Here is a 13,296-nt window from a genome sequence, read left to right on the forward strand (position 1 = left end):
CAATTGTCCGTCATCGGCCCCGCGCGCTAAGCGGGCCGGCGGGTTCACGGCGTCTGGCTCCTGTCGACCCTAAGCTGCCTCTGGCCGATCCAGATCGGCCGCCCGAAAGCGGTCAGCGACGTAGCAGAGCAGAAAGACCGAGAAAGCTTCAATACGCTCGGGTGAACCCACCATCGTGCAGCGAGCGTCATCATACGAGTCTCCTTGTGAACCGCAGAGCCACTGACAGGTGAAACTGGCCGCGTCGTTGATGTCGCCGGGGCCCTTGTACCGGGTCTGCTTCGGATACGCGCACAGCGGCCGCGTCCGCGAAGACACCCGGAAGTACCCTGGATTGGTGGCCGAGGCCACCACCGAGTCCGGCGCAATGCCCTTCTCCACCCACTCGACCAGTTGCGGCAGCATGTCGAAGCTGTCGGTGGCGGGACCGCCGCTGCCATGCGCCATGCCGGGGACCACATACATGGGCGCGAAGTCCTGCGCCTTCGAGCCCATCTGCACGTTCATCGCGTCATACCAACGCAGGATGTCCTTGACCGACACGGATGAATCGCTCCCACCCTGGTAGATCATCATCTTGCCGCCGCGCCCCTTGAACCGCGAGAGGTCGACGGCATCGGTGAAGATCATGTCGGCGGTCGATTGCGGAAAGTCCGCGGTGGTCTGGTAGAGCTTGGTCGGCTCTGTGTCGAAGTTGTAGCCGAGCGAGTACGACAGCGAGTTGGCCGTGGAAATGGCTTGCGGCGGCGTCGTGTAGATCACCGCTTCGGCGGTGGCAACGCGAGCTTCGTTGACGGCTCGCAACACCGGCGATCTTCATAGTGTCGATCTGGTCGGCACTGAGGCAGTTGGCCGTCTTGGCGCCGGTGCATTTGCACTTCGGCCAGCTGGCACCCGGCGAACGATCGTTTGCCGCTATTTGCAGCCGTGCGGACCGATTGCGGAAGTTGCGGTCGACGGCGTCGTACCAAGACGGGCCAGGGCGCACTGGGCGCGTTTTCCTTCAAGCCATTCCGGTATGACCGCCATCTTAGTGGTAAACCACTATGGCTTGGACTGGTTGACCAACGATACTTTTGGTCTGGCCACATGTAGGCAAGCAAGCGTAACCATGCTGGCGAACTGCAGGTAGACCACATCTAATTTGGTCCAGCCACCTTATCCACAATGACTACGCTTCAACTCATCACTCAGGCAACGGACGCAGATGGCGGTTCGGGAGTCGGCACGGACCGGCAGTACCAGCGACTGGCAGCCCAGATCCTGGCCCTCATCGGCCAGGGCGAATTCAAGCCGGGCGAGCGCCTCCCCTCGGAGCGGGCGCTTGCCGAACGGTTCGACGTCAGCCGCACGTCCGTGCGTGAAGCCATCATTGCGCTTGAAGTCCAAGGCGCTGTCGAGGTCCGCGGCGGCTCGGGCATCTACGTCAGCCAGGCGCTTGCCGCGCTGAAGACCCCCGCGACGTTCCTGCCCGAGGCTGGACCCGGCCCGTTCGAACTGCTTCGCGCACGCTCCCTGATCGAAGGCGAAATTGCCTCGGTGGCAGCAGAGTCCCGAAAGGATGCGGACCTCGATCGAATCTTCGCGGCCTTGGTCGACATGCGGGAGAACATGGCCGACAAGGCAGCCAACGAAGCGGCGGACCGGCTGTTCCACCTGCGCATCGCCGAGTCGACCGGCAACACCGTGCTGCTGCAAATGGTCACCGCGATGTGGGACCACGCCAAGGGCCCGGTCTGGGCCAAGATCGACGAGCACTTCCACACCACCGAGTTGCGCTTGGCCTCGCAAGAAGACCACCAGCGCGTGTTCAACGCACTGCTGTCGCGAGATGCGCCTGGCGCGCGCGCGGCGATGCGCGCGCATCTCGAACGCGTGATCGGGGAATTCACCCAAGCGTGGCGCTGACAGCCCAAGCTCGCGACATCGTTTCGCTTCCACCGGCATCGACCGGCCACCACCAGCGCCTGGCGGTGCTGTTTTCAGGAGACACGACCATGACACATTCCACTCCCGCGCGAAGCCACGTCCCCAAGCTGCTTGCCGGCCTGCTGCTCAGCGCCACGCTCGGCGCGGCGTTTGCACAAGCTGTCCCCGCGCCCGGCGCCAGCCCGCGCATCGACGCGATCAAGAAGGCCGGTGTCCTGCGGGTTGGCGTCCTGTCCAACTCGCCCTGGCTGGTGGAGAACACCGGCGGTGGCGGTGGCGAAGCCTGGGCTGGTCCGGCCTGGGTGCTGGCCAAGGAATATGCGCGCTTGCTCGGCGTGAAGGTCGATGCGGTGCTGGTGAGCCACGAGACCAAGATTCCGGTCCTCGCCTCCAACCAAGTCGACATGAGCATCACGCCGCTGGCCGAAACGCCCGAGCGGCTGCAGGTGGTGGACTTCGTCCTCTATTCACGCACCAGCGTGTGCATGTTCGGCCGTGCCGACAATCCGAAGCTTGCCGCCGCCAAATCGGTCGACGACCTGAACACGCCCGAGGTGACGATTGCCTACTTCACCGGCGGCGCCGAGGAGAACTGGGTCAAGCAGCGGTTCCCGAAGGCCAAGCTGCGCGGCGTCTCGAGCTCTGGCTCGGCCGCACCGGTGGAAGAGATCCTCGCCAAGCGTGCCGACGCGGCACCGATCAACCGCGTGCCCTGGGTGACGCTGACGAAGAAGGTCAAGGCCCTTGCAGCGCTGCCGAAGGAAAACAACTGCCAGGACAGCACCGAGAAGGCCAGTCCGGTGGGCCTGGCGATCGACAAGAACCAGACCGTCTACCTCGAATGGCTGCGCGCTGTATCCAAGCAGATGGAACCCAAGCTGGCCGCCGACGAGCAGCGCATCATCGGCACGCTCAACTGACGCCACGGTTGGCGCCATGGAACTCGATTTCTCTCCCATCTGGGACAACTGGCAGTACCTGCTGGCGGGCCTCGGCACGACGCTGTTGCTGTCCGTTCTCACGCTGGTCGCCAGCGCGGCGGCGGGCACGGCACTCGCTCTGCTTCGGCTGTACGGGCCGCGCTGGCTGGCGCTGGTACTGACCTTCTACATCGACTCGGTGCGTGCCATTCCGGTGCTCGTGGTGCTGGTGTGGGTCTACTTCGCGGTACCCATCATCAGCGGCTTCAACTTCCCGCCTTTCTGGGCCGCTCTGTTCGCGCTCACGCTGCACATCTCCGCCTACGTGGCCGAAGTCGTGCGGGCCGGTATCGAGTCGATCAGACCAGGGCAGATCCGCGCGGGCCGAGCGCTCGGCATGTCGGGCGCGCAGATTGTGCGCAAGGTCGTGTTGCCACAAGCCCTGGTGCGGATGCTGCCCGCGCTCGGGTCCTTGTATTCGGTGACGGTCAAGGACACGGCGATCGCCGCCGTGATCGCGGTGCCGGAATTCATGAAGCGCTCGGAAACCATCGCCGGGCAGACCTACCACCCGATTGAAGTGTTCACCTTCGCGATGCTCGTGTACTTCGTGATCCTGTTTCCAGGCACGCGGCTGATCGATTCACTCTACCGGCGGGTTGCGCACCTGGGGCGGTCATGACACTCGACTGGAACATTGTCTGGCAGCATCGCGCCGACCTTGCCGAGGGTGTCGGCATGACCGTGCTGCTCACCGTGCTGACGATGGCGGTGGCGGTCCCGGGCGGCATCGTGCTGGCGCTGATGCGGCTGTCGCCCTCGCGGCTGCTATCAGGCTTCAGTGCATCTTTTGTCGAGTTCTTCCGCAACCTGCCGCTGATCCTGCTGGTGTACTGGGCGTTCTACGTGATGCCGGTGTTCCTGAACATCCAGTTCTCGGCGTTCTCCACCGGCCTGGTCGCGCTGTGCCTGAACGTCTCGGCCTACAACGCCGAGACCTTTCGCGCGGGCATCAACTCGATTCGCAAGGGCCAGTTCGAAGCCGGCAAGGCGATGGGCATGAGCCGCTGGCAGGCGATGCGGCAGATCGTCATCCCGCAGGCCTGGCGCCGCGTGCTGCCGGTACTGGCCAGCACCTGGGTATCGCTGTTCAAGGACACCTCACTGGTATCGGTGATCGCCGTTGGAGAACTCGCCCACGTGGCCATGCAGATCCGCTCGCAGAGTTTCCGCGTGCTGGAGATGCTGACCGCCATGGCCGCCATCTACTGGCTGCTGGGCTACCCGCAGGCCAAGTTGGTCGACTGGATTCAGAAGAAATTCGAGGTGAAGGAATGAACACAGCATTGAACGGTCAGATGCGCAAGGGCGCCGACCAACCGCCGGTCGTCGTCTACGATCAGGTGCGCAAGATGTACGGCAGCTTCTGCGCCATCGACGGCGTGTCCGTCGATGTGCACAAGGGCGAGGTGATGTGCCTGATCGGCCCCTCGGGTTCGGGCAAGTCGACACTGCTCCGCTGCACCAACGCGCTCGAAAGCATCAACGGCGGACGCGTGCTGTTCGACGGCCAGCCGCTGCCCGAATCGGAAAACGAGATGCGCAAGATCCGCCGGCGCATGGGCATGGTGTTCCAGAACTTCGAGCTGTTCCCGCACAAGAACGCGCTCGACAACGTGGCCATGGGGCCCATCACCGTGCTTGGCATGAACGAGACGCAGGCGCGCGAGCGCGCCAAGGCGCTGCTCGACAAGGTGGGGTTGAGCAACAAGGCGACCAACTTTCCGGCCAACCTGTCGGGCGGTCAACAACAGCGCGTGGCGATCGCCCGGGCGCTCGCGATGGAGCCTGAGGTGATGCTGTTCGACGAGCCGACCTCGGCACTCGACCCGGAGACCATCGGCGAGGTGCTGAGCGTGATGAAGCGCCTGGCCGACGAAGGCATGACGATGGTGGTGGTGACGCACGAGATGACCTTCGCGCGGCAGGTGGCGAATTGGGTGGTGGTGTTCGACCACGGCAAGGTGGTCGAGCAAGGGCCGCCGCAACAGATCTTCGACAACCCAACCGCCGAGCGCACGCGCGACTTCCTCGGGCACCTGGGCTGGCACGCTTGATGGCCATGCCAAGCACGCTCGTCCGTCGCGCCTCACAGGAAGTCCGCTCATGAAGATCACCGACGCACGCGTCATCGTCTGCTCCCCCGGGCGCAACTTCGTCACCCTGAAGATCGAGACCGATCAGGGCATCACCGGCATCGGCGACGCCACGCTCAACGGCCGCGAGCTCGCCGTGGCAACGTACCTGCAGGAGCATGTCATCCCGTGCCTGATCGGCCGCGACGCGCACCAGATCGAGGACATCTGGCAGTACCTCTATCGCGGCGCCTACTGGCGCCGCGGCCCGGTGACAATGACCTCGATTGCCGCGGTGGACACCGCTCTGTGGGACATCAAGGCCAAGGCGGCAAACCTTCCGCTGTACCAACTGCTCGGCGGCAAGAGCCGCAGCGGCGTGATGGTCTACGGACACGCCAACGGCAGCGACATCGAACACACCGTCGACGAAGTGCTGCGCTACGCCGCCGAGGGCTACAAGGCCATCCGCGCCCAAAGTGGCGTGCCGGGTCTCGAGAAGGTCTATGGCGTCGGGCGCGGCACCACCTTCTACGAACCAGCGGACGCCGATCTGCCGTCCGAGCACGACTGGTCGACCGACAAGTACCTGCGGCATGCGCCCAAGCTGTTCGAGCGCATCCGCGAGAAGCTGGGCTTCGACCACCATCTGCTGCACGACGTGCACCACCGCCTGACGCCGATCGAAGCGGCGCGGCTCGGCAAGTCGCTCGAGCCTTACAGCCTGTTCTGGATGGAGGACCCGACTCCCGCCGAGAACCAGGAGGCATTCAAGCTGATCCGCCAGCACACCACCACCCCGATCGCGGTGGGGGAGATCTTCAACTCGATCTGGGACTGCAAGGACCTGATCGAGAACCAGTTGATCGACTACATCCGCGCAACCGTCGTGCACGCCGGCGGCATCACGCACCTGCGCCGCATCGCCGACCTCGCCGCGATGTACCAGGTGCGCACCGGTTGCCATGGCGCGACCGACCTGTCGCCGGTGTGCATGGGGGCGGCACTGCACTTCGACATCTCGGTGCCCAACTTCGGCATTCAGGAATACATGCGGCACACGCCGGAAACCGATGCCGTGTTCCCGCATGCGTACACCTTCGAGCAGGGCATGCTGTACCCGGGCGACGTTCCAGGCCACGGCGTCGAGATCGATGAGGCGCTGGCCATGAAGTACCCGTACAAGCGCGCCTACCTGCCGGTGAACCGGCTGCAGCGCGACGGCGCGATGTGGGACTGGTGATGATGCGCCTCGATCCGGCGGCGCTCGGCCGTCTGCCCGCCGACGTCGAACGTCCACGCTACGACCGCGCGGCGCTGCGGGCGGGCATCGTTCACCTGGGCGTCGGCGCCTTCCAGCGTGCCCATCTGGCCGTCATCACCGAAGCCGCGCTGCATGCGACGCACGATCTGCGCTGGGGCATCGTCGGCGTTTCGCTGCGCCAGCCCGACACGCGCGATGCGCTGAAGCCGCAAGGCGGCGTGTACACGGTGGCGATCCGCGACGCGGCCGGCGACGGCTCGCCACGCGAGATGCTGCAGGTCATCGGCAATCTGCTCGAAGTGCTCGTTGCGCCGGAAGACCCGGCGGCGGTGGTGGAGCGCATCGCGCACGGCGACACGTGCATCGCAAGCCTCACGATCACCGAAAAAGGCTACTGCCACGACCCGGCGACGCATGCGTTGCGCTTCGAGCATCCCGACATCGCGCACGATCTGGTGCATCAAGCTTCGCCGCGCAGCGCGGTGGGCATGCTGGTGCGAGGCTTGCAGCGCCGACGCGAGCGTGGACTCGGGCCGATCACGCTGATGTCGCTCGACAACCTGCCGGCCAATGGCCACACGCTGAAGGGGCTGGTTCTCGCGTTCGCGCAACGTGTCGACCCCAAACTAGAGGCATGGATCGGGGCAGGCTGCACCTTCCCCAATTCGATGGTCGACCGCATCGTGCCGCGCACCGTCGACGCCGATCGTGAACGCATCGGCGCGCGGCTCGGTGTCCACGACGCCTGGCCGGTTCTCGGCGAGCCGTTCCTCGATTGGGCCGTGGAAGACCGCTTCGCTGCCGGGCGACCCGACTGGGCCATCGGCGGCGCGCGGTTCGTGGCGGAGGCCGAACCCTACGAGAAGCTCAAGCTGCGAATGGTCAACGGCACGCATTCGGCACTCGCGTACCTCGGCGCGATGGCTGGATTCGAGACCGTCGATGGCGCAATCGCCCAGCCGTGGCTGCGCGAATACATCGCCACTCTGATGCGCGACGAGATCGCGCCCACGCTGCCGCCGCTGGCCGGGCTGGACCTCGAGCAATACGCCGCCCGCCTCTTGCAGCGCTTCGCCAATCCTGCGCTGCAACACCAGACGCGGCAGATCGCCATGGATGGCTCGCAGAAGCTGCCGCAACGCCTGCTCGGCACGATCGCCGAGCGGCTGCGCGCCGATGCCTCGATCGATCGACTCGCGCTGGCCGTGGCGGCATGGATGCACTATCTGCGCGGCATCGATGAGGCCGGCCGGCGCTATGACATCCAGGATCCACTGGCCGACGCGCTGGCGCAAGCGCTGGCACAGGCCGAAGATGCTTGCGCGGAAGTGGCGGACACCCTGGCCGGCGAGCGACGCCGCGTCGAAGTCTTCGTACGCCGTTCCAACCTGTTCGGCGAATTGTCGGAGCAGCCCCGCTTCATTGAGGAGGTGGCACGGCAGACGTACGCGCTGCGCGAGCGCGGCGTGCGCGCCGCGGTGGAGGCGTGCCGGTGACGCCGCCGGACGTCATCACGCTCGGCGAGAGCATGGCCTTGTTCGTGGCCGACGATCCGGGCGCACTGGCTGACGCCGAGCGTTTCTCCAAGCACCTCGCGGGCGCCGAGACCAATGTCGCGATCGGTCTCTCGCGCCTGGGTTTGCGCGCGCGCTGGGTCAGCCGCCTCGGCGCCGATTCGTTCGGCGACTTCGTTCGTCGCGCGGTGGAGCACGAGAACGTGGATTGCACCCGGGTGACTATCGATCCGCAGCGGCCGACGGGCTTCATGCTCAAGTCGCGCGCGCTCGATGGCAGGGATCCGACGGTGGAATACTTTCGCCAGGGGTCGGCCGCGAGTGAACTGTCGCTCGCCGACTTCGATGCTGCGAGCTTCCTCGCCGCGCGCCACTTGCATTTGACGGGTATCACCCCGGCTCTGTCATCGGGCGCGGCGGACCTGGTGGCGCACAGTATGCAGTTCATGCGCGACGCGGGCCGCACCGTGTCGTTCGATCCCAACCTGCGGCCGCGCTTGTGGCCTGACCAGGAAGTGATGGTCGAGCACATCAATCGACTCGCCGCGACGGCGCATTGGGTGCTCCCCGGCCTCGCCGAGGGCCGCACCCTGACCGGGTTGGATGCGCCGGCCGACATCGCGGCCTTCTACCTGGGACGCGGCGCCGAAGTCGTGGTGATCAAGCTCGGTGCCGACGGCGCCTACTACCGCACTGCAAGCGAACAAGGCACAGTGCCGGGTTTCCCGGTGACGCGGGTCGTCGACACCGTCGGTGCCGGCGACGGATTCGCGGCGGGTGTGATCAGCGCCCGCCTGGAGGGCCTGGACTGGCCTTCTGCGCTGGCGCGTGGCAACTGGATCGGCGCCCAGGTGGTCCAAATGCCGGGCGACGTGGATGGTTTGCCTCGCCGACCTTTGCCGGTGTTGAAGTGAGCCAAAGGCGTTCTTAGCGCTACGACCGAGTAATTCGAACCCTTGCACCGTGTGCTAACTGGCGATCGGAATCGAGCGCGCCAGGGTGCGAATTCCGCTCGACTCCGCGGCATGGTGCCAGTCGAGCGCGTGCTGCCACTTCGTGGAACTCCACATAGCTGGCGTTCGCGAATCACCGATCATGGCCGGATCCAGCCCGATGGCCATTGCGGCCATCAGTGCCGCGTTGGACGGTCGGAGTCCCTACCCTCCAGCGGTGAGGCCTTGTCGTCCCAAGCCGATCGTGTCGATCCGTCCGCTCTCAAGCGTCAGTAACTCAATCGACGGGTATAAATCCAGACTCCTTCGGGCAGCCGAGCGAGACGAAGCCGATCTTCGGGGCCGGGTTGGCGGTGGCCGTTCGTGTGGGGGTGGTTTCGATCATCCGGCGATTTTCGCCGATCAGCGGCCCGGCCCGTGCGGCGCCTCGACGAGATCGAATTCGACCGCGTTGCAGTGCAGCGGCATTGCGCGCTGCGCATCGCGCGGCCGGGCGGTGCGCGCGGTAGCCCCGGCGACGACATCGAACAACGTGATCCGCGGCTCGACACGGTAGTGGCCGGGCATCGACAGGTCGAACACCTGCGCGAGGTCGACGCTCGCGCGGCGCCGCTGGCCGGCGCGAAAGCCCAGGTACTCGTCGGCCGACGGCTCGCCGCGCTTGAGCATCGGCCCCCGGTAGGGCAGCGCGACACCGTCGCGCGTGAGCTCGAGGTAGGCACCGAACCAGCCCTCGAACGGCGTGTTCCATTCGAGCACGCGCAGCGCATGATCGCTCCGGTTGTGCAGCGCGAAGTGCAGCGCCACCGACTGGCCGACCGCGGCCCGCGCCGAGGCGCTCAGCATGCATTGCAGCGGCGCCTCGCCGCCGGCGGCCGGCTCGATCGCCAGAGACAGCACCGCGATCGCTCCGAGCCAGGCCGGCGCGCGCCGCGGCGGCGTCATCTAGGGCTGGGCCGGGGTGTTCTCGGCAAAGTATTCATGGCTGTCGGCGTTGTCGAGCGCCTTGGCCGGATCCGAGATCGCCAACGCCTTCGCGGCGCTCTGGCCGTAGGCCCAGTCGTCGGTGCTGGCAACGACATTGAAGTGCGACATCTCGTGGATCAGCGTGCCGCCCTGCGAATCGGTGCCGGTCAGCGGCGCCTTCCAGAAGACCCCGCACAGGTAGATCTTGTACGGCTGCGTCGGGTAGACATAGGCGTAGACGTTCGGCTTCTTGCATTTGCAGTCGAGGGTCAGCGCTTGCGTCGTGAACGCGCTCTGCTCCGCCGTGAAGTGCGAGTGCGCGGTGTTCCAGCCGGCGTTCGAGAAGGTGCCGAACCAGGTCGTGTAGCGTGGTGTCGCCGATGGCGTTGCGGCCAGGTAGGCATTGGCCGCGGTCGCATAGTTCGTCGCCGCCGCGACCGCGTTCGACAGGATCGTCTGCTGCGACGCCGAACAATTGCCCGTGTAGGAAATGCTCGCGGCGCCGGCGGTCGGTGGCTGCGGCGCTGCCGCGGTCTTGCCGCTGCGCCCCTCGAGCCACAGGTACAGCGGCGCCGACGACGCGAGGTTCGCGCCGGCATCGGCGTGCTTGCCGCGGCTCTGGTATTCGACAGCGTAGCGGCCGTCCTGCGACAGGTCATAGCCGGCGGTGAGTTCGACCCTGTAGTTCAGCGCCGCGCCTGCGTCGAGCTTGACGAGATCGCCCGCCTGCGGCGCGGCGCGCTTCACGATCGGGCCGAGGTAGCGGACGGGCTGGCCATCGCGGGTGATCCGGAACAGCGCAGCCTCGAGTTCTTCAGAGGGCAGTTGCCATGCCAGCACGTGCACCGCGTGGCGCGCCGTGTTCGTGACCGTGACGTCGACGAACACGTCGACATCGCCGCGCAGCACCGGCGTCGGCGCCGACAGGCGAACATCCAGGTCGCTGCGCGGCGCCGCCTGCACCGTGGCCGCCAGACTCACGACCGCGGCCACGGCCGCCCACTTGGCAAATGCAAACATCGTCACTCCCTCCCGTTCGAGAAAACGGCTCGCGGCATGCAAGCCCGCTGCCACGTCAGCCCCTGCACGTCAGCGCTTGGTCGGCTTGAATCCGGGCATCCCCGGGAACAACGCGCCGGCCTGCTTGGCCATCTGCTCCTGCATCTGCGTGAACATCTTGCGCGACTGTTCGAGGTAGTTGCCCATCAGGTTCTGCACCACCGGGGCCTGGCCGTTCAGGAACTGCGACCACATCTCGGGCGACTGCGCGGCCGGGTCGTACAGGCCCTTCGACTGCTCCGCCAGGCGCGCCTGGATCTCGGTGAAGGTCTGCAGGTTCTTCTCGAGGTAAGACCCCATCATCCCCTGCATCGAGTGGCCGTAGAAGCGGATGATCTGCGCCAGCATCGGCGCCGAGAACATCGGCACGCCGCCGCTCTCTTCCTCGAGGATGATCTGCAACAGGATGCTGCGCGTCAGGTCTTCACCGGTCTTCGCATCGCGTACCTCGAAGCTCTCGGCCTTCAGCACCATCGCCTTCACGTCGGCGAGCGTGATGTAGCTGCTGAGCTGAGTGTCGTAGAGGCGCCGGTTCGGGTACTTCTTCAGCACGCGCGGGCCGCTCGCGGGCGCCTCGGCGGCCGCAGGGGCCGCGGGCTCGGCGCTCGCCTCGGGTCTGACTGCGCGGCGGGACTGAGCCATTCGGCAACTCCTCTTTCATGTGCGACTGCACAACAATTCTAGAAGTCGCCGTATCGGTGCCCCGAAGGGGTTTTCCCGACAGGGCCGAAACGGCTCGGTTCACCCCTTTTTCAGGGCTGGTACTTCCAGGCACCGTTCTCGATCTTCACCATCACGCGGGCGCGCTGGTCCAGCCCGAGGTGATCGGTCGGCGACATGTTGAAGATGCCGTGCGCCCCGTGCACTTCCTTCGTGTTCTCGAGCGCATCGCGCAGCGCCGCGCGGAACTCGGCAGTGCCAGGCTGCGCCTTCTTGAGCGCATTGGCGACCGCGACCTGCATCAGCATCCCGGTGTCCCACGCATGCGCACCGAAGGTCGAGACCGAGCCCTTGCCGTACATCGCCTCGTACTTCGCGACATAGTCGAGCGCCGACTTGCGCACCGGGTGCGTCGCCGGCAGTTGCGCGGCGACCAGCACCGGACCCGACGGCAGCAAGGTGCCTTCGACATCCTTGCCGCCGACGCGCAGGAAGTCGTTGTTCGCAACGCCGTGCGTCTGGTAGTACTTGCCCGCGTAGCCGCGCTCCTTGAGCGCGCGCTGCGGCAGCACCGCCGGCGTGCCCGAGCCGGCGACCAGCACGGCGTCCGGCTTGGCCGCGACGATCTTCAGCACCTGACCGGTCACCGAGGTATCGGTGCGCGCATAGCGTTCGCTGGCGACGATGGTCAGGCCCTTCAGCCCCGCGGCCTTCGAAAATTCCTGGAACCAGCCTTCGCCGTAGGCGTCGGCGAAGCCGATGAAGCCCACCGTCTTGACGCCGCTGTCGGCCATGCTGGTGGCGATCGCAAGCGACATCATGATGTCGTTCTGCGGCGTCTTGAAGACCCAGCGCTTCTTCGCGTCGACCGGCTCGACGATGCGTGCCGACGCGGCCATCGAGATCATCGGCGTCTGGTTCTCGGCGACGACATCGATCATCGCGAGCGAGTTCGGCGTCACGGTCGAGCCGAGGATGACGTCGACCTTGTTCTCGGTGATCAGCTTGCGCGTGTTGCTGACCGCCTGCGTCGTGTCCGAGGCGTCGTCGAGCACGATGTAGTTGATCTTCTGCCCGCCGATCGTCTGCGGCATCAGCGCGATCGTGTTCTTTTCGGGGATGCCGAGCGACGCTGCCGGGCCGGTGGCCGAGACGGTCACGCCGACATTGACGTCGGCATGTGCGAGCGTGGCCGCGCTCAGGGTCGCGGCGAGCGCGATCAAGGTCTTCTTCAGGTTCATGGGTGTCTCCGTCGGGTGGGTTTGTGGCGGGCGATCGGGGCGGGGGTGGATTCGGGCCAGCGCACGGCATCCAATCCACCGAAGAAAAGATCGGCGACGATCGGCGCCATCGCCGCGTGCGTCAGCTTGCCGCCGGGCTGCAGCCACGTGAACATCCAGTTCATCATGCCGAACAGCAGCATCGTCAGCGGCTTGTGCAGTTCGCTCGAGCGCAGGTCGGGCCGGGTGTCGGCGATCGCCTCGGCGAACGCCGCGACGACCGCGCGCTGGCCGTCGAGCACGCGCTCGCGGTCGGCCGGCTCGAGGAACTTCACGTCCTCGGTCAGTACGCGGTGCGCGGCCTGCGCGTCGGCATAGACGACGAGGAAGCTCGCGATCAGTTCGCGCACGCGGGCCTGCGGCTCCAGCGGCTTGTCCTGCGCTTCGACGACCAGCGCCTCGAGCCGGTCGATGTGGTCTTCGGCGATCTCGACCAGCAGCTGGTACTTGTCGCGCACGTAGTGGTAGAGCGACGGCTTCGAGACGCCGCAGGCAAGCGCGACCTGGTTCATCGACGTGCCGGTATAGCCCTGACGCGCGAACAGCTCCGCCGCGCGCGCGAGAATCTGCTCGCGCTGCGTGTCGTAGCCGGGGGCGCGGCCGCGGGGCATGCGGG

General features: G+C 66.2%; 14 protein-coding genes. 8 read left to right on the forward strand and 6 right to left on the reverse strand.

All coding sequences use genetic code 11. The annotated features are described in order from the left end of the window. Positions 1–69 precede the first annotated feature (69 nt). Complete coding sequence (locus tag AC1DTW_RS07755) at positions 70–807, reverse strand: tannase/feruloyl esterase family alpha/beta hydrolase (protein WP_477980448.1); 738 nt, start codon at positions 805–807, stop codon at positions 70–72. 360 nt (positions 808–1,167) lie between these two features. Between AC1DTW_RS07755 and AC1DTW_RS07760 the strand changes: the two genes are divergently transcribed. The 8 genes from AC1DTW_RS07760 to AC1DTW_RS07795 all read left to right on the forward strand — a co-directional run bounded on the left by AC1DTW_RS07760 (position 1,168) and on the right by AC1DTW_RS07795 (position 8,676). Continuing rightward, complete coding sequence (locus AC1DTW_RS07760) at positions 1,168–1,908, forward strand: FadR/GntR family transcriptional regulator (RefSeq protein WP_477980449.1); 741 nt, start codon at positions 1,168–1,170, stop codon at positions 1,906–1,908. 89 nt (positions 1,909–1,997) lie between these two features. Next, positions 1,998–2,849 (forward strand): substrate-binding periplasmic protein, encoded by an 852-nt coding sequence (locus tag AC1DTW_RS07765; protein ID WP_477980508.1) that lies wholly within the window; start codon positions 1,998–2,000, stop codon positions 2,847–2,849. A gap of 16 nt (positions 2,850–2,865) precedes the next feature. Next, complete coding sequence (locus tag AC1DTW_RS07770; RefSeq protein WP_477980450.1) at positions 2,866–3,531, forward strand: amino acid ABC transporter permease; 666 nt, start codon at positions 2,866–2,868, stop codon at positions 3,529–3,531. Further along, positions 3,528–4,187 (forward strand): amino acid ABC transporter permease, encoded by a 660-nt coding sequence (locus tag AC1DTW_RS07775; RefSeq protein ID WP_477980451.1) that lies wholly within the window; start codon positions 3,528–3,530, stop codon positions 4,185–4,187. Before AC1DTW_RS07770 ends, AC1DTW_RS07775 begins: the two co-directional genes overlap by 4 nt. After that, positions 4,184–4,966, forward strand: coding sequence for an amino acid ABC transporter ATP-binding protein (locus tag AC1DTW_RS07780; RefSeq protein ID WP_477980452.1), 783 nt, complete (start codon positions 4,184–4,186; stop codon positions 4,964–4,966). The genes AC1DTW_RS07775 and AC1DTW_RS07780 overlap by 4 nt, the downstream gene beginning before the upstream one ends. A 49-nt stretch (positions 4,967–5,015) precedes the next feature. After that, the gene (gene manD / locus AC1DTW_RS07785; RefSeq protein WP_477980453.1) at positions 5,016–6,227 is read left to right on the forward strand and encodes a D-mannonate dehydratase ManD; all 1,212 of its coding nucleotides are present in this window, start codon (positions 5,016–5,018) and stop codon (positions 6,225–6,227) included. After that, positions 6,227–7,744: a mannitol dehydrogenase family protein gene (locus AC1DTW_RS07790; RefSeq protein WP_477980454.1), complete on the forward strand. Its 1,518-nt coding sequence runs from the start codon at positions 6,227–6,229 to the stop codon at positions 7,742–7,744. Before manD ends, AC1DTW_RS07790 begins: the two co-directional genes overlap by 1 nt. Continuing rightward, complete coding sequence (locus AC1DTW_RS07795) at positions 7,741–8,676, forward strand: sugar kinase (RefSeq protein WP_477980455.1); 936 nt, start codon at positions 7,741–7,743, stop codon at positions 8,674–8,676. Before AC1DTW_RS07790 ends, AC1DTW_RS07795 begins: the two co-directional genes overlap by 4 nt. 441 nt (positions 8,677–9,117) lie before the next feature. On the opposite strand, the gene AC1DTW_RS07800 is transcribed toward AC1DTW_RS07795, so the two are convergent. From AC1DTW_RS07800 to AC1DTW_RS07820, 5 genes are all read right to left on the reverse strand, one after another. After that, positions 9,118–9,660: a hypothetical protein gene (locus AC1DTW_RS07800; protein WP_477980456.1), complete on the reverse strand. Its 543-nt coding sequence runs from the start codon at positions 9,658–9,660 to the stop codon at positions 9,118–9,120. Further along, positions 9,661–10,701, reverse strand: coding sequence for a M35 family metalloendopeptidase (locus AC1DTW_RS07805; protein ID WP_477980457.1), 1,041 nt, complete (start codon positions 10,699–10,701; stop codon positions 9,661–9,663). 69 nt (positions 10,702–10,770) lie between these two features. After that, positions 10,771–11,382 carry a polyhydroxyalkanoate synthesis repressor PhaR gene (gene phaR / locus AC1DTW_RS07810; protein WP_477980458.1) on the reverse strand — a complete coding sequence of 204 codons (612 nt, stop codon included), beginning with the start codon at positions 11,380–11,382 and terminating at the stop codon, positions 10,771–10,773. Between the two features lie 110 nt (positions 11,383–11,492). Next, complete coding sequence (locus AC1DTW_RS07815) at positions 11,493–12,641, reverse strand: ABC transporter substrate-binding protein (protein ID WP_477980459.1); 1,149 nt, start codon at positions 12,639–12,641, stop codon at positions 11,493–11,495. Beyond that, positions 12,638–13,291 carry a TetR/AcrR family transcriptional regulator gene (locus tag AC1DTW_RS07820; protein WP_477980460.1) on the reverse strand — a complete coding sequence of 218 codons (654 nt, stop codon included), beginning with the start codon at positions 13,289–13,291 and terminating at the stop codon, positions 12,638–12,640. The genes AC1DTW_RS07815 and AC1DTW_RS07820 overlap by 4 nt, the downstream gene beginning before the upstream one ends. Positions 13,292–13,296: the final 5 nt, after the last annotated feature.

The organism is Rhizobacter sp. P5_A1 (genome assembly GCF_056400745.1).